General features: G+C 38.0%; 20 protein-coding genes and 2 pseudogenes. 4 read left to right on the top strand and 18 right to left on the bottom strand.

What is annotated here, in order from left to right; all coding sequences use genetic code 11:
• Positions 1-97: 97 nt before the first annotated feature.
• From Ana3638_RS09185 to rbsK, 8 genes are all read right to left on the bottom strand, one after another.
• The gene (locus tag Ana3638_RS09185; RefSeq protein ID WP_161837752.1) at positions 98-1,942 is read right to left on the bottom strand and encodes a sensor histidine kinase; all 1,845 of its coding nucleotides are present in this window, start codon (positions 1,940-1,942) and stop codon (positions 98-100) included.
• Between the two features lie 256 nt (positions 1,943-2,198).
• Positions 2,199-3,221 carry an ADP-ribosylglycohydrolase family protein gene (locus Ana3638_RS09180; protein ID WP_161837751.1) on the bottom strand — a complete coding sequence of 341 codons (1,023 nt, stop codon included), beginning with the start codon at positions 3,219-3,221 and terminating at the stop codon, positions 2,199-2,201.
• A gap of 46 nt (positions 3,222-3,267) precedes the next feature.
• Positions 3,268-4,194: a carbohydrate kinase family protein gene (locus tag Ana3638_RS09175; RefSeq protein ID WP_161837750.1), complete on the bottom strand. Its 927-nt coding sequence runs from the start codon at positions 4,192-4,194 to the stop codon at positions 3,268-3,270.
• Positions 4,195-4,289: 95 nt separating this feature from the next.
• Positions 4,290-6,428 carry an ADP-ribosylglycohydrolase family protein gene (locus tag Ana3638_RS09170; protein ID WP_161837749.1) on the bottom strand — a complete coding sequence of 713 codons (2,139 nt, stop codon included), beginning with the start codon at positions 6,426-6,428 and terminating at the stop codon, positions 4,290-4,292.
• A 71-nt stretch (positions 6,429-6,499) separates the two neighbouring features.
• Positions 6,500-7,342: a carbohydrate ABC transporter permease gene (locus Ana3638_RS09165; RefSeq protein WP_161837748.1), complete on the bottom strand. Its 843-nt coding sequence runs from the start codon at positions 7,340-7,342 to the stop codon at positions 6,500-6,502.
• On the bottom strand, positions 7,332-8,213 hold the full coding sequence (locus tag Ana3638_RS09160; RefSeq protein ID WP_161837747.1) for a carbohydrate ABC transporter permease: 882 nt from the start codon (positions 8,211-8,213) through the stop codon (positions 7,332-7,334). The genes Ana3638_RS09165 and Ana3638_RS09160 overlap by 11 nt, the downstream gene beginning before the upstream one ends.
• Before the next feature lie 195 nt (positions 8,214-8,408).
• Positions 8,409-9,797, bottom strand: coding sequence for an ABC transporter substrate-binding protein (locus tag Ana3638_RS09155; RefSeq protein ID WP_161837746.1), 1,389 nt, complete (start codon positions 9,795-9,797; stop codon positions 8,409-8,411).
• Between the two features lie 100 nt (positions 9,798-9,897).
• Positions 9,898-10,821, bottom strand: coding sequence for a ribokinase (rbsK, locus tag Ana3638_RS09150; protein ID WP_161837745.1), 924 nt, complete (start codon positions 10,819-10,821; stop codon positions 9,898-9,900).
• 278 nt (positions 10,822-11,099) lie between these two features.
• Between rbsK and Ana3638_RS09145 the strand changes: the two genes are divergently transcribed.
• Positions 11,100-12,980 carry a PfkB family carbohydrate kinase gene (locus Ana3638_RS09145; protein ID WP_161837744.1) on the top strand — a complete coding sequence of 627 codons (1,881 nt, stop codon included), beginning with the start codon at positions 11,100-11,102 and terminating at the stop codon, positions 12,978-12,980.
• A gap of 316 nt (positions 12,981-13,296) precedes the next feature.
• Here Ana3638_RS09145 and Ana3638_RS09140 read toward each other — a convergent pair whose 3' ends face one another.
• The 4 genes and pseudogenes from Ana3638_RS09140 to Ana3638_RS09125 all read right to left on the bottom strand — a co-directional run.
• Positions 13,297-13,752 (bottom strand): RpiB/LacA/LacB family sugar-phosphate isomerase, encoded by a 456-nt coding sequence (locus Ana3638_RS09140; protein ID WP_161837743.1) that lies wholly within the window; start codon positions 13,750-13,752, stop codon positions 13,297-13,299.
• Positions 13,753-13,974: 222 nt separating this feature from the next.
• The gene (locus tag Ana3638_RS09135) at positions 13,975-15,360 is read right to left on the bottom strand and encodes a redoxin domain-containing protein (protein ID WP_161837742.1); all 1,386 of its coding nucleotides are present in this window, start codon (positions 15,358-15,360) and stop codon (positions 13,975-13,977) included.
• 115 nt (positions 15,361-15,475) lie between these two features.
• Positions 15,476-16,129, bottom strand: a complete 654-nt coding sequence (locus Ana3638_RS09130) for a 4Fe-4S binding protein (protein ID WP_161837741.1) — start codon at positions 16,127-16,129, stop codon at positions 15,476-15,478.
• Positions 16,130-16,597: 468 nt separating this feature from the next.
• Positions 16,598-16,903: pseudogene (locus Ana3638_RS09125) on the bottom strand (recombinase family protein); the annotation flags it as partial.
• Between the two features lie 150 nt (positions 16,904-17,053).
• Here Ana3638_RS09125 and Ana3638_RS09120 point away from each other — a divergent pair.
• From Ana3638_RS09120 to Ana3638_RS25695, 3 genes and pseudogenes are all read left to right on the top strand, one after another.
• Positions 17,054-17,218 (top strand): annotated as a pseudogene (locus Ana3638_RS09120) (helix-turn-helix transcriptional regulator); the annotation flags it as partial.
• Positions 17,219-17,763: 545 nt separating this feature from the next.
• The gene (locus Ana3638_RS09115) at positions 17,764-18,210 is read left to right on the top strand and encodes a DUF6932 family protein (RefSeq protein ID WP_161837739.1); all 447 of its coding nucleotides are present in this window, start codon (positions 17,764-17,766) and stop codon (positions 18,208-18,210) included.
• Complete coding sequence (locus Ana3638_RS25695; RefSeq protein ID WP_281352897.1) at positions 18,207-18,341, top strand: hypothetical protein; 135 nt, start codon at positions 18,207-18,209, stop codon at positions 18,339-18,341. The genes Ana3638_RS09115 and Ana3638_RS25695 overlap by 4 nt, the downstream gene beginning before the upstream one ends.
• A gap of 458 nt (positions 18,342-18,799) precedes the next feature.
• On the opposite strand, the gene Ana3638_RS09110 is transcribed toward Ana3638_RS25695, so the two are convergent.
• The 6 genes from Ana3638_RS09110 to Ana3638_RS09085 form a co-directional block, all read right to left on the bottom strand.
• Positions 18,800-19,876, bottom strand: a complete 1,077-nt coding sequence (locus Ana3638_RS09110; RefSeq protein WP_161837738.1) for an ABC transporter permease — start codon at positions 19,874-19,876, stop codon at positions 18,800-18,802.
• The gene (locus Ana3638_RS09105) at positions 19,863-21,905 is read right to left on the bottom strand and encodes a hypothetical protein (RefSeq protein ID WP_161837737.1); all 2,043 of its coding nucleotides are present in this window, start codon (positions 21,903-21,905) and stop codon (positions 19,863-19,865) included. The genes Ana3638_RS09110 and Ana3638_RS09105 overlap by 14 nt, the downstream gene beginning before the upstream one ends.
• 19 nt (positions 21,906-21,924) lie before the next feature.
• The gene (locus Ana3638_RS09100; protein ID WP_161837736.1) at positions 21,925-22,773 is read right to left on the bottom strand and encodes a carbohydrate ABC transporter permease; all 849 of its coding nucleotides are present in this window, start codon (positions 22,771-22,773) and stop codon (positions 21,925-21,927) included.
• Positions 22,774-22,871: 98 nt separating this feature from the next.
• Positions 22,872-23,732, bottom strand: coding sequence for a carbohydrate ABC transporter permease (locus tag Ana3638_RS09095; RefSeq protein ID WP_161837735.1), 861 nt, complete (start codon positions 23,730-23,732; stop codon positions 22,872-22,874).
• Positions 23,733-23,740: 8 nt separating this feature from the next.
• A complete protein-coding gene (locus tag Ana3638_RS09090) occupies positions 23,741-24,748 on the bottom strand; it encodes a hypothetical protein (protein WP_246240933.1) in 1,008 nt (335 codons plus the stop codon).
• Between the two features lie 226 nt (positions 24,749-24,974).
• Positions 24,975-26,009 carry a WD40 repeat domain-containing protein gene (locus Ana3638_RS09085; protein WP_161837734.1) on the bottom strand — a complete coding sequence of 345 codons (1,035 nt, stop codon included), beginning with the start codon at positions 26,007-26,009 and terminating at the stop codon, positions 24,975-24,977.
• Between the last annotated feature and the right edge of the window lie 562 nt (positions 26,010-26,571).

Here is a 26,571-nt window from a genome sequence, read left to right as displayed (position 1 = left end):
TTGATTCAGAGCTGAATCTTGCTCTAAAGGCAACTGAAGCTATGAAACAAATATGAATTGTATGGTATATTTTCAAGTGGATAGTTTCGCAATTACCTTATCCTTTTATGCAGGGTAAACGTACCAGCACACTTACCCCCATCCCCTCTCCGTTACTGATAATCTCCAGGCCATAACCTTTCCCGTACCTCAATCTGATACGTCGGTGTACATTTAGAATTCCGATACTGCCATTTGCCCATACGGAAGCCGTCATCTGGGATTCCGATTCCATTATTTGGTCTTTTATTTCCATTAATTTATCGGCAGTGATACCTTTTCCATTATCATTGATATAAATAACAAGATCTTCATCTGATTTTTCGGCCGATATATGCAGCTGTCTGTCACCTTTTCCTTCCGTCATTTGATTTTTAAAACCATGTTTAAAGGCATTTTCGATTAACGGCTGTAATATAAGTTTTGGCACCTGGTAATCATACAGGTTTTCATTTATATCTATTCTATATGTAAAAGCATTCTGGTATCTTATACTCTGTATATATAAATAGTCCGATATATTCTTAAGTTCATCCCGTAAGGTCACATGCTGTCTGGTTACATCCGACGAATACCGAAACATTGCGGAAAGTGATGAAATCATCTCTACCGTACTGTCTGCTCCCTCGATACCGGCCATTGCAGAGATCGTATTTAAGGTATTATATAAAAAATGGGGATTGATACAGGCCATTAATGCCTCCTGATGTGCAGCCATTACCTGCATTTTAGCCGTATACTCATCCTGTATCAGACTTTGAATCCGCCCTTGCATCTGCAAAAGATGGTTATCTATCTTTGCAAGTTCATCCTTTCCACCGATAGGCTCGGGCAGCTCTACATTTTTTTCATCAAACTTGTCCATTCTGACAAGTAAGGTTTTTAATCTTCTGTTATAAATCCAATTGGATAAAATAAGTAAAAGCATCATACCTAATATGATGATTGAAGTGGCATAGATAATACCTATTCCGCCGGTCCCTTTCATTTGTTTCTGGTTAAACAATAATACGGCGGTCACATCAATCAAATCTATCTGGCTGGTTAAAGCCATATACTGTACTGTCTCCCCTTTGCTGTTAACTAGAGAAACTTTTTCCGGTAAGGCCATTCCGTTTCGTGTAGTTCCATAGATTCTTCTGATCTGCCTGTAATAGTTATCTTTTTCATCTACCTGTGTTAAATAATCATAAATAATGTTGCCCGTTTTGTTATCAAACAGATACACCCCAGTTTCCGCTCCATCTGAGGGCATAAAGAGGTTTGCAGTATCTACGGTAATGGTCTGGCAGCAATATCCTTGCCCCCATGATCCAACGGCTGAATTAAAATTATTTATGATTCCTGCCAATGTCAGATGATTAGACCTGGTCACATTAGAATAACTGAACCACCATTGCGGACTGCTTTGCATCAGTTTTATAAACCATGATTCATATTGTACTTTTTTAATGTTCCAGAAATAATAACCGTCGGCGGGCAAATAAGTATATAATCTATGGCTGAGTACTTCCTGTGACTGATAGAGAAAAAACGTCATTTCACTGATACTCTGCCCTAATTTATTACTAAGGGTTACCATCTCCGTACGGCTTACATTATTTCTGAAAATATTATCCCTTAGATCGTTGCTCATGGAAACTACACCCATAGCCGTGATATAACTGGCTAATTTTTCATTTATTGAAGAAACATAAACATCCGCAGATTGATGGTACATCTCATTAAATTCCTGATTGACCTTAATGACATAATTACGTACGATATAACCCATACTTAAGGAAGCGCTGAAAACAATCATAACGGTAAGCAAAAGCATAGACCGCATAGAGGTAACTATAAAAAATTTTTGAACCCAATGTTTTCCGGTTTTTTTTAAGTGATTTCTATGTTTTTTTATCATAGACTATCCTTTCAAATAAACTAATTATATGGTATATCCGAAAGAAAAATTATTCCTAATTACTTAAACGGTAATTATTTTTATATGTCGTTAATTCACTTTCAGCCAGTAAATTATAACATTTTATTACATATGTTTCCATAGGTTATTTCCAATTAGTCACAAAAATGTTAGCGTTAATTTTTATAAAAAAAAGGCTGTGCAAATTTGCAACAGCCTATTTCAATATTTTGGGAGTTTATAATTTAAATAATAATTATCTTGATTTCATAGTTTTCCTTAGTTCAGTTAACCATTCTGCTGACATGGAAAAATTTATATGATTTGTTTGTTCCAGTGTTTCAACCAATTCAGCCGGAAAATTCTGTCCTCCGAAACCAGCCCCGCATATCCCGCATCCCATAGCGCCAAGGGTATCGGTATCTCCTCCTATGTTTGCACAGTACCGGGCACATTTTATAGGATCACCTTTCGCCAAATAAACCAATGTCAAAGCTGCAGGAACGCTTTCTGTTATAGGAAGTCCGGTTCCAATTACATCATATATTTCATCCAGAATCTTATCTGAAGATTGCTTTTCCCGTTCCATGGAATCGACAATTCTTTTGCCCATTAGAATCCTCTTCCTAATTGAAGCACTTGCCACATCAAATCCGTACTTTATACCAATTTCAGCTGCCTCACATGCTGTTTCTAACAGTTTTTCCATAGAACTGCCACCTGAAACCATATAGGAACCGGCAGCTGCTATTGCACTGGCACCACTTATAGCTGCCGATGTATTATGGGTCGGCAGGCATAGTTTATAAACTTCCTTAACCATTTCTTCCATATTCTTAACGGAATACACAAAGCCAATGGGTAGGATTTTCATGGCAGCTCCGTTAGTTATGCCGGTTTTCCCTGTTTCTTCAATCGGAGTACCCTCTTCCAACAGCTTAATTGCTTTTGAAGTACTGGGCCCTATTACAGCAATACTTTTATCAGAGGTTTTTGACCAGTGCTTTAACTTCTTAATATATAAATATGGATCTGCCTTACCTCTGTTTTCATATAACATCTCAATTACAAAAATAGTATTCATGGTATCATCGGTTACTTCGCCGGCCTTAAGCCCTTTTGATATAGCATTCTCATCCGGACCGGGTTTAAAAGAATGAATTTCACCAAAGTAATCTTTAATCCTTTTTCTGGACCACATTTCAGAGGGCATGCCAAACGCATCACCCAATGCAATTCCAATCATTCCTCCAAGAATTCTATCATAGATCATATCCATATTATGCTGTACTCCTTAATTTAAATTACTTTGATCTGAGTGTCAGTCAATCTAGCTTTACAAAATTTTTTATCTGTTCAACAGTCGGGCTATATCTGGCGCCTATTCCGGTACAGGTATAAGCCGCGCAATCCGTTGCTAATTTCATGGAGTTTTCTAAGGAATCTTTCTTTAGAAAGTAACTATATAAAAAAGAACCCAGATAGGAATCTCCTGCACCGGTTGTATCTACGCAATTAATTTTTCTGCAGGGAATCTCATATCTATTATCTTCTTTATCATATGCAACCGAACCTTTACTTCCTAAAGTAAATAATAATACACCACTGCAATATTTCCTTAATCTCTTTCTGCACTCTTCTAAATCCGTAGTATCCGTTAATGCATATAACCCCTCCTGACATGGAGCAAATACATCTGTATATGGTAAAACATTGAAAATATCTTCTTTTGATATACCAAAACCTTTCATTGTATCCAGTCCAGTCTGCATGTTAAAAGCCGTTTTTCTCCCCGATTCTTTAGCAGTTTTCAGTCCTTTTACTGCCGGTTCAAAAGGAAGTAAATCCGTATAAAATACTGCTGCAGTTTGAATGGCCTCCGTATTTACTTCATCCACGCCTAAGGTATGGAATACATCCCCTAAGTTAAGTAAAATAAATTTCTTTCCGGCACGGTCAATTACTATTTCCGTATGCAAAGTTGTGCCGCCTTTTTTGATAACCATGAAACTGGTATCAACGCCCTCCTGCTTCAGGTTCACAATAATTTCTTCTCCTATTTTGTCATCCGATACTTTGCCGACATATCCGCATTTTGCCCCGAGTCTGGCCATTTGAACGATTACATTGGTTCCACTTCCGCCCGGCGCATAGGCAGTATTTTCAACAATGCAGAAAGAATCTTCTCCCGGCAGTTTATCTACTTTCCGAAGTATATCCATAGCTAACGTTCCCAAACCAATAACATCCATACTTTACTCCTTTCAGGGACTGTTTCATAAGCCCCATAATCAATGTATCCTAATAACTTACTAAAATCTTTGAACAGCCTTACGATACTTGAAATTTATGAATACACCTTAATTTTCTGATAACTGCAATGGCTTCCATTCATTACGGAAACTCCAATGAAACCTTCCAGATAAGGATAATCTTTATCCGTATATTCCAAGGTTAAGGTGTCATTTATCACAGCTTTTATATGATTGCCGGAAACACTTACTAAAACCTTGTACTCCTCTCCTAAGTTCCAATAAAAATTGCTTTCAGTCAACGTTATATAGCCATTATCATTTTTTAATAAGGCTGCTTTATGGTCCGGTAATAACGCAATAGCGTAAGAACGAATTGCACCCTGTACACGGAAGTTCATGCCATGATGTTCTCCCAGCAGCGGCGTAAAGTAATATTCAGCCTGGTAATCTTTCCAGTTATAACCTCCGGTATAAGCTTCTGCAAAATCGGAACAGGTAAGGTGCAGACTTTTGTTCTGCAAGTACATCAGTCCTTTTAATCTGGTCATCTGACTGATTTCACGATGCAAACCGTTCCACTTTTCTTCCTCTTCTTTTGAGAAATCCAAAATATAGTCAGCTGCGCCGTCAGCATAGAGGTCATCAATAAACACTGTCAATTCTGTTCTTTCTCCATTGCAGCCGCAAAGGCTAAACTCAAAACCTATTTCATCAATCAGTCCGCCGTGGCTTTTTGGAATTTGAAACACTAATTCTTCCCATTCACCTTTTTTCAGTGAAACCGGCTCACCGGTTAATATCTCATTGCTTCTTTTTTCTCTGGCATATAAACGAACCTTACATTCCTTTCCATAAGCAGGCAGATACGCACTTCCATGAATGGTCTGTCCCGGATAAACTAAGGGTGAAAAGCATGGGTCATACCGGCTGTCATGAAAATCTTCCGGCACATAATATACTTTTTTGTAAACATAGATTTTATCACCGGGAACTGCCGGTTTCGCCATGATTTTTAAAGAATGATTTCCGGTATACGCAGTTTCCATACTGTTTTTTAATTCATATTCTAAAGTCTGGTTATCATTTTTACTATCCTTAACCGTGCGGACCCTTATGGCATGGGTAGAACCGGGATACTCAAAATGACAGGAATCCAGGCGTTTTTCAAACACCGTTTTAAAAGGTTCCGGAATTTCCTCACCGGCAATTTCATATGCAAGTTTTGCTATATAAGAAGCTCCGAAAGGTATATCCATAATATTTAAGGAACCAACAACACTGGAACATGCCACAAAATCATTAATTGGTTTTCTCCAGTTATCATAATCAATCCCTGTAAGGCCGCATCTGACACCCATTATAGTTGCTACATTTCCTACATTACAGTCCGTATCCCAGCCGCACATATTGGTAATTGTAATTGTTTTAGAAAAATCTCCCTCTCCATATAATAAACCAAGAATCATAACTGCTATATTGGGGATTATGTGACAGTTACCCGGGTATTTATCGTAGCCAAAATGATCAAAAATGTATCTAAAACAAATCCTCCAGTTTTCAGGGTTATTTTCATGATATTGAATCACCGCTTTCACAACTCTTGTATATTCACAATCTTCCGGTATATAAGTTAACCCTTTTTCTATTATTTTTCTGATATCCTGTTCCACAAAAGCATAACTGATGCAGGCAGCTATAAAAATCCCTCCGTACACACCATTACCGTCGTGGGTAACACTGGCTGCTTCTTTCGCATATTTTGCCGCCAGATCCGGATTACCGGCAGTAACCAGACCCCAGGTATCTATAAATATCTGTCCGCCGATTTGTTCCGCTATGGCAGCTCCATTTTGTTCTATACTTCCGCTTCTTGGTGCTTTTATTCCACTCCTGAGATTTAAATATGCCGTATGTTCCGTTGATACGCCATAACCGCCCCACCAGAAAAAGCCATGTTCGTAAGGTGCGTAATTTAAAAGTGCCTCCGCTACGTCCTGTGCTTTTAATTCCGATTTATCTTTTTTGTTTTCCATTGCTTTTAAGAAAAACAAAGGTCCGTTGCTGTCATCATCTGCCGCAAATTCATGGTAATCAACAGGATAATGATCTAATTCTTCATAGATGTTTTTAATTTTTTCGTAAGTCCATCCCTCAATTGGTGCACCTAAACGGATTCCAATTATTTTAGCAAGCCATCCGGCGTAAATTTTCTCAATATATGCTTCTTTCATGTCAGTTCTCCTTTACACTAAATATAATCTCTTTCCGGTCATACCTTAATTTAAATATCGGTTCTTTCCTTTTATCCTTTTACACTTCCGCTCGTCATTCCCTCAATAAATTTATTACTGAATATAAAGTAAAGTAATATAACCGGCATTATTGAAATCACACTCGCAGTATAAATTCTGGCCATATTGGAAGAATATTCTCCGGTAAACTTAATAAATCTTGTAGCCACGGTTTTTAATTCATCCGTTATAATAAAGGTATTTGACCATAGATACTCATTCCAGGTATTTACGAATACCAGCAATGCTACCGTTAAAAACATAGGTTTGGCAATCGGGAATGTGATTTTAAGCAAACTGCTTAATTCACTGCATCCGTCAATTTTAGCCGCTTCTTCCAGTTCTCTCGGGATTCCGCCAAGAAAAGTGCGAAGTAAAAGCATATTAAACGGAATCTGCATCGCAGTATATACAATAACCAGACTAAATCTAGTATCTAATAGTCCCAGCTTATTCATACAGAAATAATCAGGAACTATGTATAAAAAACCAGGCAGGGAAATTGCTACAAAGAAATATGCCGTAAAAAAACCTCTTAGTTTAAAATGCAGTTTACTTAAAGAATAAGCACCCAGGCCAACTACAGTCAAAACAATAATAATAGTACATCCCCCTATCAGGAAACTATTAAAATAAGCCCTTGCATATCCACCGATTTCCCATGCATCCTTATAGTTATTAAACACCCATTTTGGCGGTAAACCAATCGGCATGGTTTTTACATCAGCATCCGTTTTAAAGGAGTTAATCAGAACCTGAAGCAAAGGATATGCGGAAAAGACAAGCATCAGTGTGAGAAAAATATACTTGAGACCCTCCATTATATTCTGTTTAATTTTCTTCTTACTCTTCATCTTCCATGCCCCCTTTTTTGCTTATATACCTCTGAATAAAATAGAAAATAAGACAAATACCGCTTTGTACAACACACAGAGCATTTGCATATCCTGCCCTATATTTGGTAAATGCATTCTTATAAATCCAGGTGGCTAAAATCTCTGTGGAATTAGCCGGTCCGCCATTGGTCATAACATATACATAATCAAAGGTTAAAAATGACCACATAACAGTCATAATTAAAACAAACGCTATGGTTGCCTTAATTCCGGGAATGGATACATGCAGTAATTCCTGGAAGCGGTTTGCTCCGTCAACTCTGGCAGCTTCATACAACACAGGATCCACCTGCTGTAATGCCCCCAGGAAAAGAACCATAACAAATCCCCACCAGTGCCAGTTGTCTACAAAAGCTACGGAGTATAGTGCTATTTTGGGATTGCCCAGCCATAAGGTATCGGCTAATGAAGTTAACCCTGCTTTATCCAAAAATAAATTGATGCCGTAATAGGGATTCATATATGCTGTGAATATTTTACCGGCAACCGCTGCGGAAATAACATATGGGATAAAATATACCACCCGATAAAACATCTGTCCTTTTTTGATTCTGCTCACTATAATAGAAACAATAAAACCGATTATGATAGGGACTGTTATAAATATTACCAGCCACTTTAAATTATTTATAATAGCTATCTTAACAACAGTATCCTCTGTAAAAATTTCAGTGAAATTATCCAGTCCAATAAAAGTAGCATTGCCGATACCGTTCCAATCAAATAATGACATGGCTAAAGTACTTAAAGATGGCAGTGATACAATACAAAAATGTATAATAAAAGCCGGTAAGATAAATAAATAAGGTACATAACTCTTCTTTCTCATAGTTCTTTATCACTTTCCCCTTCTAAAGTAGTAATACAAAAATCTGCTCCGGGTTGTCATCTAACGTTAACAAACGAGACTGCTGTAAAATTTTCTGAATATAGACCTACAAGACATATTCCTTATACAGGTTTAATATCATAAAGATTTTGCAACAGTCCCATTCGTTTGTAATTATTTAATTACTTCACAGCATTAGGGCACCGTCGGTGCAGTTCCATCTGCTACTGCTGCATCTACAAATTCCTGCACTTTAGTCATATAATCTTCTACTGACAGGCTTCCAAGGAAGAGTGCATCTGTATTTTCATTCATATATGCCCGCGCATCTGCAGGGAAAAATGTCCAGGAACAATAACCAACATTACCAGCTGCCATTGCTTCTTCCATGGTTACATAAATATTATATAATCTTTCATCCATGCCCTTGCCTTCACATTGCTTAATAGAAAATTCCTTTACGGGATAAGGACAATAACTTGCTTCAACAACCCCTTTTTCCATACGATCCATATCAGTAAATAAATAATTAAGTATTTCCGCACATACGTCCGGGTTCTTAGAATTTGTATTAATTGCATATCCGCCTGAGCTGGCGATTGGTAATACCGGTCCCACTCCCTCTTTCATCTCAAAAGGTGTTGCACAGCTCCAATTACAATCAGGATAAGAAGAAATTAAGCTGGAAGCTGCCCATGTTCCATTAATCATCATAGCAGCTTTTCCCTGGGCAAATAATGCTATCATATCATCACCTGTAATAGATTGGGATGCTTTATCTCCTATGTAACCTTTCTGCCACCAGTCTGCCATTAACTGAATACCTCCCGCAACTGATTCATCCGTCATTGGCGTTTTACCCTCCAGTGCACTCTTTAATACTTCAGGTCCCGAAAATCCGCTCATAAACGTGGAATACAGCCAGTCAACAGCACCTACATAATTGGAATTACCAAAAGAAAACGGGATAACATCATTTTTTACCATATCTTCCATAAGTGGTTCCGCTTCTGATATAGTAGTAGGAATTTTCCATCCATGTTCATTAAATACATCATTGTTATAATAAATTACCATACTCTCATACCCTGTTGGTAATGAATACAGCTTTTTATCATAGAAACTGCTGTTATATGCCCAGTCATAGAACATATTGTTCCAACCGTATTTCGATGCATAATCATCCAAAGCTACAATTCTGTCTGCTCTTGCAAATTCAACAACGTCTGATAATCCATCCAGATCCAGAATGTCAGGACCACCACCGCCGGCTACCTGTACCTGTAAGCTTTGTCTGTCATTAAATACTTCAACAGATATGTCATAGTCTGGAAATGCAGCCTGGATCGGTTTCGTATAATATTCATCACGAAGCTGCGTACCAGCCTCATCAGCTGGATAACATGATATTACAATTTTAGGCTTTTCACCTGATTTTGCATTATCTGACTTAGCCTCACCTGAAGCTTTTTCCCCGCCACTATTTCCTGTTTGCGCCGATTCTGATTTACCTCCACAGCCAACCAACGATAAAACCAGTGCTGCAGATAATAATACAGAAACCCATTTTTTCATCTTTTTCATTTTTTAATTCCTCCTTTTTATTTTTTAATGAAGATTATGAATTACATTTGTTGGCTTTATGATATGTATCCATAATCGATGAAACAACATAATTTTCCGTTTATAAATTGCGAATAACCCTATCGATTTCCGTTCGGTCCGGCAGGGAACTTTGTGCACCTTTTCTGGTTACCGCAACAGAAGAAGATATATTTGCAAAAAAGATTGCTTCTTCTTCATCCATGTTATCTGCCAGTCCCACTGTCAGTGCGGCATTAAAGCAATCTCCGGCGGCAGTTGTATCCACACTTTCCACTTTTCTGGCCGGATAAACTTTTTCCGTTTTTTCATTTACCAGCAAGGCTCCCTGCTCTCCTAAGGTTACCAGGACATTTTTGGCACCTCTTTTTAAGAGCTTTCTTGACGCTTTTATGTAATCCTCCAGGTTCTTACATTCGCAATCTGTTAATTTCATTAATTCCGTTTCGTTTGGAGTAATGTATTCCAACATTTTTAATATGTCATCCGGCAGTTCCTCCGGTGCCGGTGCAGGATTTAAGATAATCTTTTTTTCCAACCGGTTCGCTCTCTTGATACTATACAGAACCGATTCATATGGTATTTCCATTTGAAGGATTACATAATCGCACCACCTGAATAAGTCATCGTTTTCTTTTAAATATTCCACATCACATTCCCCATTTGCTCCGGAAATAATAACGATGCTGTTATCCCCCATCTCGTTGACATAAATAATAGCCGTTCCTGTGGGATTTTTATCCGATACCTTTAATTTTGTTATATTCACCCCTGCCTTTTTTAAGTTTGCTAGTTGTATCCTGCCGAATTCATCATTGCCCACACATCCCAGCATTGAAACATCACCCGATAGTTTTCCGGCTGCATAAGCCTGATTGGCGCCTTTGCCACCGGGAATATAAGTAAGGGAATATCCGGAAACGGTTTCTCCAAGGCCTGGCATATTTTTTAATGAGACCACAATATCCATATTAAGGCTTCCAATTATCAGTATTTTTTCTTTCATCCTTAACCTCGCATCATTTTTCATTTTATGAATTATGTATATGAAATCATTTTCTTAAACTATTTTCATATACATATTAACTCATATAATTTATCTTGTCAATAATATTTGTAAACTATTTTTATAACTTGGCTCAACTTCCGCTACTGTTCACTCCCCTGCAAAAAGAAGCAGTTCCGTGAACAATAACCAACTTCCTCTTTGTTTTTTACTATTGACTTTTAAAGAATGATATATGATAATGTTTATGATTCTATGGGGAATATTGGAGGGTTGATATGACAATTAAAGAAATAGCGAAATTAGCCGGTGTTTCCGTATCCACCGTTTCTAAGATCGTAAATGGGAAAGATGAAAATATTAATGTCGATACAAGAAACCGTGTGTTAAAAATAGTAAAAGATTATAATTATTCTCCCTATTCCTTTGTAAAAAATGCAAGTCAGGCTAAGACCTTTTGTATCGCCGTGGTATTAAAGGAATCATCGGCCAACTTTTCATTAATTAACGGTGTGATTGATGCGGCAAAGTCTTTAAATTACCAGGTAACTCTTATTTATAATACTTCTCCGGAAGATGAGCTCATGTCCATCACCGCACTATGTAAAAACAGAGTTGACGGAATCATATGGGAACAATTTGACGGTAATTCGGAAATAAGTCAGAAACAATTAGCGGATAACAATATTCCTTATATTTGTATTGATAGCGAACCTGATATGTCCGCAACAAGTATTAATTTTTCCAAATTAGGAGAATTAGCCGCCGAAAGTTTAATTCAAAAGAAACATCAGAAAATAGCTTATATTACCGATAATCAGTTTAAACATGAAAATACATTTTTTGAAGGTTTTAAACAATGTTTATTTCAGAATATGATTCCTTATTCGGATTCCATGTATATTAACCATGTGAACTCCCAATTAATAGATACTTTATTAATAAACGAGTTTACTGCGGCCATTTGCACCAGCCGCGAAATCGCCCTTACTATTTATGAGGAATTAGACCGGCTGCACCGAAAGATACCCCGGGATTTTTCCCTGATTTGTTTACAGGATGATCTTCCGGTCCGGCAGACTTATCCGAAGTTATCCCACTTGGAGATACCTTATTATGATTATGGCGGTTTCCTTTGCAATTACTTAATTGAAGAATTGGAAAAGCTCCACCATAATAAAGAGTTTTTTGATTTTCCGGAACCTGTGATCGATGACCGGAGTATCGATATACCAAGGACGATACGTTCCAAACACATAGTTGTAGTTGGAAGTATTCATATGGATATTAATCTCAATGTAAAAGAATGTCCCCAGGTCGGTAAGAGTATCGAAGCAAACCACTGTGCTTTTAATCCCGGCGGTAAAGGCGCCAACCAGGCGGTTGGTGTTGCGAAGCTGGGAAAAGAAATTTTTTTGATCGGAAAAGTAGGAAATGATTACGAGGGTACCGTTATTTTAGATTTTCTACAGAAAAACGGTGTTAATATTCAGGGTATTTCCCGTGACGAATACGCAGATACCGGGAAGGCTTTTATTCATATACTGGAAGACGGGGAAAGTACCATTACCTTTTACCCTGCTGCGAATAACCGCCTGACGCCGGAAGATATAGACAAAAATACCGCTTCTTTTAAAAATGCCCGTTTTTGTCTTATACAGACAGAAATTTCATTAGAAACAATTGAGCGCGCGGCTGAATTGGCAAAAGCGAACCATGTGGAAACTATTTTAAAGCCCTCCGCAGTTCCCAATTTAAGTGACCACTTATTAGAAATGTTGGATTATTTTGTACCAAATCAAAAAGAAATTAATTATTTATGTCCGGGGTTGTCCGCACCGGAAGAACAAACCGCATATTTTATCGAAAAAGGCGTAAAAAATGTTATTCTGACAGCCGGTCATAATGGCTGTTATCTGCGGACAAAAGATTTATTTAAGCATTTTCCCGCTCTTCCCTTTACACCTGTTGATACTACCGGTGCCGCGGATGCTTTTATTGCCGCTCTTTCCGTATATCTTTCGGAAGACCGTCCAATAACGGAAGCGATTCAGTATGCCACAGGAGCAGCCGGTTTCTGTATCACCAGGGAAGGGGTTACCTCTGCAATGATCGACCGGATATCACTTGAGACTTATATGAGTAAACAACGAAACTAACCTTATAGGTTAGTTTCTCATGTTACAAAGAAGCTTGCCCTAAGGCAAGCTTCGGACTGCAGGCAAAATCCAGGTTATCTCTCATTACTGCTATTTTGCTAATGGCAAAACAGCAGCACTACATGCCAGAGCCATAGTTTTGCACCCTATAGTTATAAATATCCCAAAAAATATCATAGATATCATTATTGAGGGCTGCATACGATTTCTGAAGATAATGCCTGTGATAATGAATGATATCCCCAATATACATCCTGTCAGGAACAAAATAATATAAATTAACATCTTTAGTTCCTCCTATATTGATTATTCAATATCATACATTATGATAACTTCCGTCCATCATTTCAAGCTTTTTTACTCTCCGCCTGAATTCTTCGCTGGTGGAAAACTCTGCTTTCAGAAACAGGTCGATTAATTCCAAAGCCACAGTATGTCCGATAATCTGTGCACCCAGGCACATGATCTGAACATTATCGTGTTCAACACATTGATGTGCCGTATAGATATCATGGCATACACTGGCACGGATACCCGGCACTTTATTGCAGGCTATACCGGCGCCGACACCGGTTCCACAGAACATGATCCCTCTTTCCGCTTTTCCCTCCAAAACTTCTTCACATACCAGTTTTGCAATGTCGGGAAAATCTACCGGTTCCGGGTCAAAACTTCCGAAGTCCGTTATCTCATGCCCCAATTTTTTAATTCCATCCAATAGTTTTATTTTTAATTCATAACCTGCATGATCACTTCCAACTGCTATTTTCATTCCAATACACTCCTTGTCCGATTTATATATTATTTTATTCCATAGCCGGAGAATCAGCAAGTTAATTTTACAAAGCTTCATGGCATGAAAGGCTATCACCTGATAGTATTTATTACTTCTTATGACATTAATTCCATAAAAATATTACTATTGCAATACTATGATTCGCCCGACAAAAACCCAATTTTGTGAGGGCTTTTGTCGGGCAAATCATACTAAATGTCAATCCGTTGATTTAAGTGTCTGGTCAATGACATTTTTCATCATGTCTTTAGTCATCATTCCAGGGACATAACCATATATATTGCCTTCTTTATCAATCATAAAGGTAGTCGGGAATGCCGAAATGTAATAATCATGCAGAATTTCCCCCGTCTCGTCAAACAGGGTGGGAAATGTGTATCCGTTCTTATCCATAAAACTTATAATCTTATCCTTTTCTTCATCCTGATTATAAGGATAATCCTCATTCTTTGGATTGGTGATACCTAAAAATATCACTTCATCTTCATTTTTACTATACTCCTGGTAAAGCTCCTCGATATGGGGCAGTTCTTCCTTACAGGGCGGACACCAGGAAGCCCAGAAATTTAAAAATACGACCTTTCCCTTGTAATCAGAAAGGGTATGCTCATTGCCGTATTGATCGGTTAGGGTAAAATCAAAGGCAGGAATGATGGTATTTTTCGTATTCTCATTTTCCGAATCCTGTGTGTTAGAAGTGTCTCCGGTATCGGTATTATCTCTGTTATTGGAATTACTTGCATTATCAGCCGTATTATTGGCAGAATCCGATTTGTTCGTATTATTGGATTGATTATCGTTTCCGGCATTATTTTTTGCCGCCTCCGAGAATTTGTTTTGCTGACTGCTGCTGATGGAGTTCAGATAACCGGATATTCCGTTCATCCACCCGGTAAAAGTCATGATCCCCATAATAAGTAACAGTATTCCGCCTGCTTTAATGGCATACCGTAACAGATTCTGTTTTGACTTTAAAAAATCCAATACCTGGGTGGTAAATAAGCCAAGCAGTAAAAAAGGCAATACGAATCCTATTGTATAAACAAGTACCAGGAAGTTTCCGGCCAGGGCTGTTTTAGCACCGGATGCCATAATTAGTACGGAAGAAAGAATAGGTCCAATACAGGGAGTCCAGGCAAAACTAAAAGTAAAACCTAGTAATAATGCAATCAAAGGATTCACTTTTTTCTCTGTTAAATCAAGATGTATTTTTTTCTCTTTCTGCATAAAAGAAAATTCTAATATTCCAAGTTGATACAAACCTAAAGCAATAATAAGAATACCGCCGAGTCTGGTAAATAACATTTTATTATCGTTAAAAAATCTGCCTAATGCGGTAAAAGACAAACCCAAGATGAAAAAAGCAAAAGATATCCCAAGAACAAAAAATAAAGTATGAAGAAATACTTTCTTTCTCTCGTACTGTATCACTCCCTCCTCCGCTACTTTTTTCGCATTACCTGCTAAAAAACTCATATAAACCGGTATCAACGGAATAACGCAGGGAGAGAAAAAAGAAAGCAGGCCTTCCAAGAATACCAGTACAAAGCTGATATGTTCCGACGTTATAACCCCAACTATCATTATCTCCTCCTTATTGATGTTATATTGCCATATATTAAGATTATGAACAATATTTACATAATTGATTTTTTATCTATTACAAGCATATTCTTATTATAACAGGAATAGCACATATCTAAAAACTGTTTTTATTATAACCGATTGCGTTTTTCGGACAGACATTTAAACATTTACCGCACTGAATACAATCCGGATGGCTTAAGATATTTCCTTTATAATCATATGGTACAATGCCCAGGGGACATTTCTTTTCACATAATTTACAGGAAACGCAAGCGGATGTAACATGCAGAACTTTTTTACTTTTTCTGAATCCGGCAACCAGGGATGCAAGAGTTCCCATAGGGCAAAAGTGGCACCAGGTGCGATGGTTATACAGAAGAGAAAGCAGCACACCTGCTATGGTGGTTATAACAATTAACCGATAAAAAACCATACCAATACCATAAGGATTGCCCCAGTTATTTTTTATTCCTGCCGCAAACATTGTCAACATAAATATAACCATAAAAGTTCTGAAAAAGGTAGATTTTAAAAAATTTGGCACTTTCCGGTTCTTGCTGAATTTTATAACTACATTATCATAAAAACTTCCCCTTGGGCATAGATTTCCGCACCAGAATCTCCCTTTGAAAAAGGATACTATAATCGGTGCCGCCATACAGATTACTGCTGCCAATGCAAATCTTAAATCAAACAAATTGAAAAAGATAAACCCTATCAACAGTATAAAAGAATACTTTTTCCAAAGAACCAATAAATTTTTCAATACAAACTCTCCTAACTGATATTTTAAACCTCTCTAATAAAATCTTCAGAAAACCATGCCTTTCATAATTTCCTGCAAAGTTCCTTTATTGAAGTTTATCAATGTTAGTTTCATTATACTCATTTATTTATTGTAATCAGTGACTTTATCACACGAAAAAGGACGCCTTTATAAGTTTTACACTTATAAGTACCCATTAAAACCGTTATGAAAACCAAAAAATAATAACAAAACTTTAACCATCTATTAACTCTTTAAATCAGTATATATAATTTGAAATATTATCCATATAGTGATATATTTAGACTACATATATTACCAATGGAAGTTGGCGGAAAGTTTTTTTGGGTTTTTGGTAAACTAAAATCAATTGAAAGATAGATATTCAGATAAAATTAATTAATATTATACTAAAGTGCAGTTTACAAGGGACTACACCGAGTAACGGTCTGACGGGTGTACTGCCCGTCAGATTTTCCATGTGATGTTCATCTTTTCGCTGGTGGTTTCCACAGTCATAACCAGCAAATCCAGCACCCGCCGCTTATCATCAAAGCTGACGGTTTCCCATGTGTCCAAGTAGCCGGAAATCTGCCGTACCTGTTCCGGGGATATGGTTTCCACCGTCAATTCCGCAATCTCTTTGACAAGGGCTTGCTTGCGGCTGTCAAGCTCTGCTATCTTCACATTCATATGGGAGAGCAGGACATTGTTTGCCCCGGTCAGGCTGTCCACCAGCTTTTCAATTTCGCTTTCCACATGGGCAATATCCACCAAGTGTATACTTTTTTGACCTCCCTCCCGTATATCCACAAGGTTGGAAAACAGGACGAAAACCGAAAATTTCCACGTTTGTGGAAAGGTATGGTATAATGAAAATACAGAGAAAACCCATGGGGAGAAAGGCGGGATACAGCTATGAATGTGGCCTTGACGATACAGGAACGGTTAAAGGATTTGCGGGTGGAACACGGCCTGACGCTGGAGCAGTTGAAACAGCGGACAGGCATTTCAAAATCCGCTTTAGGCAACTATGAAACGGAAGATTACAAGGACATCAGCCACACCAGCATTGTAACGCTGGCGAAATCCGGCCGCTGCGCCTATCCAGCCAGTCAAGGGACGAGTCGTATTTTGCTGACGCAAAATCTCCACTCTTGAAACCTTGGCTGGCTGGATTTTTGCCGTGCCATTGACATAAGCCGAAGCCTCACACTGACCCGCAGGATTCCCCGAATCCCTGCCACACGGCGAGTAGGGGAGTTCCACAGGGGAATACCTGAGAGCGTAAAATTTTCTGTGTCCAAAGCGAACTTTAATGCTTAAAACCAGTTTTTTAGTAAGAATTCTAAGTTATCATCGTCCTTTCAAGAGAACTTTCAAGATGATATAAAAGTGTTGACACGATATGTCCCAAGTGATAGGCTAAAGATAGAAATTGTAACATTTTATTACATTTTTATTTTATTTGATTTATATTCGAAAGTATTATTTTCTTACTCTAAAAAAAACAAAAATGGTCTTACGATCAGGTTAAGTATTTTCTTGAATGAGCGGGACCGTGTTTGGTGATTGTGAGATGGAAAGCTTTGCATAAAGTGGAATAGAATTCATTGCTGGTAGGAGGTGCTAATGTGATCGACTTAAGTACATTGGAAAAAAGAAAAACTTTTTTAACAGGTTTTAAGGAAACTTTATCAGAAAAATTCAAAGACATGGATTATAATGTATTTATTTTTGGAAGCTTTGTTACAGATAAATTTAAACCAGATAAGAGCGATATAGACGTTGCTGTATTCTGTAAAGATGTAAGGGTTGGTGTGAAAATATCTAACTTTGTAGAAAAGTATTGTTCTGAAGTCTTGGCAATTGATTGCGATGTATTATTAATTGATACCGGTATGGATGCTTTTGTTGATATTGATGCCTGCACTAGCAGATATAAGATGACTGATTATTTCCCTGTAGATTTGCAAGAGTATATCGCCAATTTAGCTATAAAGAGACGTGACTTTTACGAATTTTCGGATAACGCTAATTTTTTATATCGATGTGAATTAGAAAGGAGGTATTCATCTTGAGAGATATGAATAGTTTTGGCAGAAGAGTGTACACTTGCCAGCTAGCTCTTGTGGATTTAAATTATTATGCTAAAGATTGCCTTGACTCATTCAATGAGAGTTTAGAAGATGATAACAAGTATAAAGAATAACCTTATGACCTGAAACCATTTGATTATACAATCTGGGAAAGCTATTAGACTGGAAGTGAATTCTGGAATAAGGTGAAAGAAAATGTACAAAAGTCAAAAGTCACCCAAACATTTCTTGATATGGAAGATATCAGAAAGATTAAAGCTGAAGTCAGACGAGATTTTATCGACCTTGGGAGTAAGTCGTTAAACTGCTCTTTTTTACACTCTGGGACTGACCATTACTGGGATGGATGTTTGGTACTGCTAACATAGGTAAATATTGACTTTAAAGGCTCTTTATGGTGTAAAGTCCAGGGCAAAAGTCCTGGACTTTGTCTATAGTCAGAGGCAGCTATAAGCTGCCTAAACTTTTTTACAAAAAAGTCTGTCATGGATTAAGGTTAATTCTTGTAAACGAAATATTATTTTCATTCGGTAAGCTATGAGTAAAAGTTGTTTGAGATTCCCACTGTATTTTAATTATTTTTGGATTTACCTTTTAACCTAAGAATATGTATATCCGTAATAATAAACATATATAAAAGAAACATAACAATTGTGTTAAGCAATAGATTTGATATTTTGTCCACCAAATACACATCCTTAGGATTAGGAGTTAAATACCGTATCTTTAGTATCTGATTCTGAATTAACTGATACTGTTTAGACCAATAATCAAAGTCCGACCATTTGGTCGGAATCAGTTTTTCAGGTATATAAAGGGGATTGCCTGTAATACGGAAAAGAATAAAGCCGTAACCCGCCAGAATAAGCAACAGAATACTGCTATAAAGGATAAAATGCCCTGGCTTTTGTTTATTCATATAACTATAAAAAATCTTGAAAATCTCATAACCGCCAAAAAAGAAAAAAAGCCAAACCGGTAGACTTATTAAGGAATAAATGATTCTTCCGTAAAAATATCCATCTATAATCACATAATTTCCGGTGGGTCCATTTCCCAACAAAAACTCTTCTGCAAGTGTTTCTCCCCTTTCTTTATCCATAAACCCCAACTCCAAATTGGAATATTCCATTTTATCACCGGACCCCTGGATCAAAAAAACCGGGTAATCTGCTCTGACCACACCTCGGATCACGTAGTCTTTTTTGTCGTAAGTTACCGTATTGCCAACTGCAAATTCCGTGCCGAATAAAAGATATGCCGTGTTTGTATCAATAACACATCCCACCTTATCCTGCCGGTATACGTAATTACCCCTTACTAACTTCATAGGGGTCGTTAAAGCCATATTTCCGGATGTAATAACCACGGATACCTTTTGAGTCCGGTTAAAATTCCTATTTTTTATTTCGGCTTCCTTTATCCAAAACCAGGCCGTTACCTCAGGAATGTCGGAATTACCCTGAAGTTTTTCATTTTTAAGTGCATTACTTATTATCTGTTCATTGACTCCGCCCGTACCGTACCGGACACTTACGGTAGAATACTCATTTTTTATAAAGGAAGCTTCTTTTATTTTTGAAGCAGTAAACCAAACAGTTATTGCAATTAACAAGACAAGCAGTACCCTGTATTTATTCCATTTCATAAATCCTTACTCGATCTCCTTCTGAGATGTTTTTATTACTGCCGGTAATAATCTGATCCTCGTCCGACAAAGAAGCATCAATCGCCGCAGATTTGGTATCCTGCGATATTACGGTTATATCTAACCGGAATGCCGTATCTTTTTTACCAAGTACACTGTCCTTTTCTTTCACAAGAAGAATATAAGTACCTTTGGAATCCTCACGAAGTCCCTGAACCGGAATACATCTTGGATAGGCCTGGGACTCCTTACTTATTTCATAATCCAGGCTTCCTCCCACACTATAATTTCCTTCCGGTAAAAGTGCAGAGAATTTAACCTTACCGTCTTGATCCGGTAAACCGATATTCTCAATCCTGGAGGTTATCTTATCATTATCCGTACCGGTATCTATTTGCAGTTCATCTCCAACCGCGAACCGTTTCATATCCTCTTTGTCGGCATTCATGGAAAGTTCATAACCTCCGGTTGCCAGAACCAGTTTTTCCTGGCCTGTTAAGATACCGCCCTGTTCCAGATCATTTTTTGTAACCACTCCTGCCACCGGTGCGGTTACTTTTCCCTTATCTGTGATAATCCTTTGCAGCTCGTCTATTTCAGCCTGTTTCCCATTCAAATCCAATAAAAGTATACTTTGATCAATTTCTATGGATTTTTGCTGAATGTATTTGTTTTCTTCCCCTAACTGCCGGGTTTCCTTTGCCTCCGCCAAGGAAAGTTCCGCATTCATAAGAGCCCTCTTCGCATCCGTTACCGCTTTTTTTCCTTCTTTTAATTCTTCCTTATAATCATAGGTTCCATTTTCTATATTTTTTAAAACATGATTCAGCTCTTCTTTTTTATGAAAGGCATCCTTTAATTTAGAATCCCACTGCTTATTTACCTGAGCTTCATCTTCTTTGGCGCGGCTTAATTTCGTTTCTGCCGTACTGATTTTCTCTTCATTCACTTCCAGCGTATCATAAAGGAATTGGTATAATGCGGCATAGGCTTTACCCATATTGTTTCTATCATTTTCCTCCAAATCTTCTCTGTAATTATTGATAGCGCCGTTCAGTTCATCATCCTTTTCCGATAGCCGCAAAAGAGAATCTTTGGCATCCTCTACCGCCCGGTCCGCATTTTTTATTTCTTCTTTTTTGGATAATAACTGTTGTTCATAAGCTTTTCTAACAGCTTCCTCGTCCGAATCCTTATCATCTTCATTGATGGCTGTGTCCCATTTCTTTTTAATATCTTTCAGATCTTCTTTGGCTCTTTTTAATTTTTCATTCGTTTCACTTTTTTCAGCCAGATGTTCTTCATATTTCCCTTTATAATAAAAATCATAGATTTCATATAAGACATCTTCTATATTTTTTTCTTTCTTACTTATTACCGCTTCTTTATATTCTTCCAGTTTTTCCATCAGGTTTTGCTGTGGTTTATTTAATTCCGACAGTTCCCTTTTGGCATCAGTAACTGCCCTTTCAGTTTCCTTTTTGGCTTCTTCCTTTGATATTTCTAAATCTTCCCACGCTAAAGAAGCCTCCTTAAATTCCTTTTCTTTCTCTTTTTTTGTATTCTCCTTTATATCTGCCAAAACGCGTTCGGCTGCTTTTAAATCCTCTTCGGCATTTTCTTTAGCCATTTGTGCTGCTTTAACTTCGGATAAACCGTCCCCTTCCTCACCGGTTAATCCTGTTTTGTCATATTGCAGCTGCAATTTTGTTAATTCATTTTCCAGGGAGGATTTTTTCTTAAGCAAACTCGTTAAATCATATTGGAACAGTAAATCTCCTTTTTCCAGCTGCTGCCCCGTCTTTATGGAAACCTTTCCGATTTTCAGCCCATCGGATAAGGTTATGTATTTTTGTGCATTTTCTTTTACTGTCCCTGTCCCTGAAATCTCATAAGACAACTCCCCTTCTTTCGCCCCAGTCACTTCTACCCTGGCAACCATTACAGAGGCTGCTGCTCTGGATACAACTGTAAAAAATGCCATTAGTATAAAAAATATGAATAATAGTCTCCTTAATTTATTTTCCATAATAGTCCTTTTGCCTTTCTTATTCTTTTAAACCAGAGGCTGCGATACCCTGTTCCAGATACTTCTGTCCGTACAGAAACAATAACAATGCCGGAAGCATCATAATAACAGATGCCCCAAAGGCTGCTCCTGCATTATCCGATGAAATATCAGGCAAATAAAGCGGCAAAGGCCAGAGTTCCTTTCTTCTGACCAGGAAAGTAAGCGGCTGCTCAATGGCATTCCAATATTCTAAAAACCCTAATGTTATGATGGAAAGAATACCGGGGGAACCAATGGGTATCCCGATCCGTGTAAATATAATAAATTCACCGGCACCGTCAAGTTTTGCCGCTTCAATCAGTGACTTAGGTACTTCTTTAAAAAACTTAACCATAATAAATACAGGAAACGTAGAAAAAATATTAGGGAGGATTAAGGCCAGATGGGTATCCACAAACCCCAACCGGTATAATACCAGATAACTGGATACCATCGTGACCTGAAAGGGCAGCACCATAAGAATCATGTAAATAAAAAACAGAAGTTTCTTTCCCTTAAATTCAAATCTGGCAAAAGCCCAGGCAGCCGGCACCGCGATTCCTATCTGCCCCAGAAGCACCGGTATTACCTGAATACAGGAATTCCAGAACATAACAAAAAATTCAGGTGAATCCAGTAGTAATTCCACGTAATGCCGCAATGTAGGGTACCTGGGAAAACCCGTCCAGGAGGCCATACTTTCCCTTTGGTTTAATACGGACCATATGTATTTATATAATTCATCCCCTCCCATAAAAGACCCGGTAAATAACATCCACAATGGCACCCATATAAACAGGGTAAGGATAAACAACAGACAGGTTTTTACTCCCAATTTAATTTTCATATCGAATCAACTCCAGTAATAAGTCTAAGTCAAAGCGGATATTCTTAGGTCCGCTACGCTGCATGCAGCGATTGCCTTTGGTTTTTACGACAGCTGTTTTAATCCTCTTCCATATCAAGTTTCTTAAATACTAACATGATAATAACAAACAAAAATATACACAGAACTGCCGCAGCACACATTTTCTGAATATCCAATGAGACAAACCAATTGTTAAATAAATGCTGCAGCATATAAATACTTTCCTGTGGATAATCTCCCGAAATCAGGTAAGCCTCTCTAAATACCTTAAAAGAATTTACAAAAGACAGAATTCCAATTATATATACGGATGTCCGAAGCCTTGGCAATGTAATATAGCGGAATTTAGCCCAGGTCCCGGCGCCATCCACACTGGCTGCCTCATATAGAATTACAGGTATTCCGTTTAAACCGGTCAGCCATAAAATCATATCGTACCCTGTATTTTTCCATAGGTAAGTAAAAATTAACACCCAAAAGGCATGATCCGTATTCATAAAATCTATCTTTTCTTTTCCCATATGCGCAAGTAAAACATTGAGCAGACCATTTTCGTGGAAATACAACCGCCAGAGTAATACCATGGAAGCCACCGGTATTGCCATAGGAAATAAAAATGATGTCTTAAAATAGCCGCCGTATTTTCTCTGGTTATATAAAAGCAGGGATAAAATCAAAGAGATTATCATCAGTAACGGAATACAGGTAATTAAAAAACGTCCCGTATTTTTTACCGCCAGCAAAAAAGCCTCATTATGAAAAACCAGTTTATAGTTATCCATTCCTACAAACTTACCGCTCATAGCTTCATAAAAGGATCGTCTTATAACATCCATAAACGGAAGTAATACAAATACGGTCACCCCTGTTAAACTTGGAAGCAAAAAAATCCAGGCCTTTCCTGCCTCCCCTTTTTTCCTTTTTTTAATCCTTTTCATAATTTTTACTATTCCGCCAGATAAGTATTTACTTTCGCTTTGACCGCCGCCACTACCTGGCCCTCTCCGGTCTCACCTTTAAGATACGGCACGGCTTCCTCTACGATCATATTAATCAAGATCGGATCTATCTCAATTGGTATCTTAACCTCCAAAACTGTATTTAAAAAGGCTTCCCGCTCTTCCTTTTCTGGCCATTCGGCAGATACCTGATTTCCATCGGCATCACTGATCCCAATCATAAGATCGGTGTTTTCCTCGGCGGCCCACTTCTTTATGGAACCGCTGTTTACCGGAAATCCATCATAAAGATTGGTATTCTGAACCTTTTCCTCAAACAAAAAGCCGATAAATTTTTTTGCAATATCATTTTCCCTGCTTTTGCTGTTAAGGCCAACAACACTGCCTGGTATATACATCTGATTGATGGATTTGTATTCAAAATCTTTGTCTTTTAATACTTCAAACAGCAACATGGTATCCATTATGTTTTTGACCTGTTCCGTGGAAGTGGCAACTTTTTTCCCCAGAGACACAACATTACCTGAGAACAGGTTGTCAAAAAACATTCGGGATGGTTTCGAATAGTTTATTGGATTCACATCATTTTCTTCTGCCTTTATATTGTCGGCTATTATTTTTATATTTTTTAAAAACAGAGTAAAATTCTCCTCATTCAGTTTGCCATTTATGAATATTTCCCCGGAATACAATGCCAGATAATCACTTAGCAGCGCCTGGTAGCTGGTTGATTCACAGTAGGGTATATTGGCCTGCTCTATGTATTTTACAATATTACCGGTATTATCTGCGGCTTTAATGGCTTCTTTTTTTCCTGCAATAACAGGAATGGAAAACCGGAGGGGCATTTCATAAACTTTCCCGTCCTTATGATAATAATCCGTTATATTGGAAAGCACTTTTCCTGCTTCTTCCAAGGGATTTATGATATCCGTTATATCTGACAGCACTCCCTTTTCTATATAGGAATCCACCGGCAATCCATCCAGTACCAATACATCGGCACCGTTTCCGGCTAATAATTCCGTATTAAGTGCACGGATGTAATCTGAGATATTTCCCTCCTCTTCCCCATAGCAACCACATAGTTTACTTTTGTGTCGGAATTTTCCGCCTGATAAAGGGAAATTGCCTGCCTTATAGTTTTATTTTCTTTCAAGGAATATACGGTGATTTCTTTTTCCGGTACCGAAGCTACTTTATCATCAAATACATAGTGTTTTAGTTCATATCCCCGTCATTATTGGTATATACCGCATAATACTCTTCCTCCTCTCCTTCCATTACAAACAGCCCATTAAACTGAAGGGAGGGCATACTCATGGAATTGAGGGAACCATCTACCACGGTTTCCCATAGGGTACCGTTATTCCGGAGGCGGTGTATTCCGCCGGAATTGCCTAATAACAGAGTGCCGTCATCTTTTAAGGCATAGGCGTTGGCACTTCCCGTATTATTAAATTCTATAGTTCTTTCTGCTTTCCCTGTGGCCGTATCATAGAACATGACGCCGGTACCGTCCCCGTTTACCGTAATAATATCCTCATCAGAGGTTATGAAATTCTGCTCCTCCCCAATTGAAAGTTTATCCAATTGATCTTCCTTTTCAGAATATATATGTAAAGAGCCGGTATCCCACGTGTCATATAATACCAGGTTTCCATTCTTTAATATTCCCATTTTCTCAATACTGGGGTAATAATGATAATTCTCTATGGTATGTGTTTCTTTCTCCAGGTATGGAATTTTTAATTTCTTTGCCTTTTTTTTTCCGTCCTCCGACCTTATGATAAAGGATTTAACGGTATTCTCACCATAATCTATAAAAGACGCATAATAATTTCCGTCCCTCCCTAAACAGATATCCGCCGCATAGTTATTTTTTCCGGCCGAACCGTCATTTAACCATCCGGGTGTATCAGACTTCCAGGTCATATCCTCTTGTAACTGATAACAGAAATATTTCGGTTCATCACTATGCTTTAAAGTATATACTTCTATCTGCTTATCCGCATTTTCCAGGATTTTAATAATAACTTCACCGGATGACAATTCCGGTAATGTTACCTCTTTTTCCATATACCTTCCCATTGTCTTCTCTTTTGATTTATCCGGTTTATTTTCCTTTTCAATTTGCCCGCTTTGGGCACCGGTCACTGGCTGTCCGGCTTCCTTTCGGTTTTCCTTACTGCAGCCTGGCAAATAGGTTATTACCAATGTCAGGAGCAGAAAAAATACGGTTATCTTTCTCCTCATTACTATTCCTCCACTTTTCATATTACTATAATAAACTTAACAGGCAAATCTCTAAAAAATCTTTAAGAATCCTTATACAATGAAAAAGAGTCTGGCTTGCCAGACTCTGGCGCTGATGCGCTGTCACTTCAGTGACGATTTTCCTTAGCGCGTCATGTGCATCCTGCCAGGAGGGCTTTTTATTTCATAGGAAAATTCGGAGAACTTTCCTATGAAATAAGAAAGAATCCTGCTTGCAGGATTCTCCGCCTGCGGCGGGTCGCCTCTGCGACATCCATCCCTGCCGCCGCAGTGCGATCCTCCCGGAGGGTTTTTATCTCATAGGACGAACTTTCCTATGAGATAAAAAAGTCAAATAAAATACAGTAAATTGCTGTATTTTATTTGACTGGCGGACCTATTTATCAAGTTATTCAGGAACATTGTAATGGTGTACTGTCATACTGGTTTTGGTTCGCCCGAATTTGTGAGGGCTTTTGCCGGGCTATCATTTTACTTTTTAGTTTTTGGTATATATGGGAAATGAGATACTAAAGGTTGCTCCTCCGCCGTCCGTATCTTT

Source organism: Anaerocolumna sedimenticola, assembly GCF_009931695.1.
In the GTDB taxonomy this organism is placed as follows: domain Bacteria; phylum Bacillota; class Clostridia; order Lachnospirales; family Lachnospiraceae; genus Anaerocolumna; species Anaerocolumna sedimenticola.
This window is presented reverse-complemented; position numbering and strand designations above follow the sequence as displayed.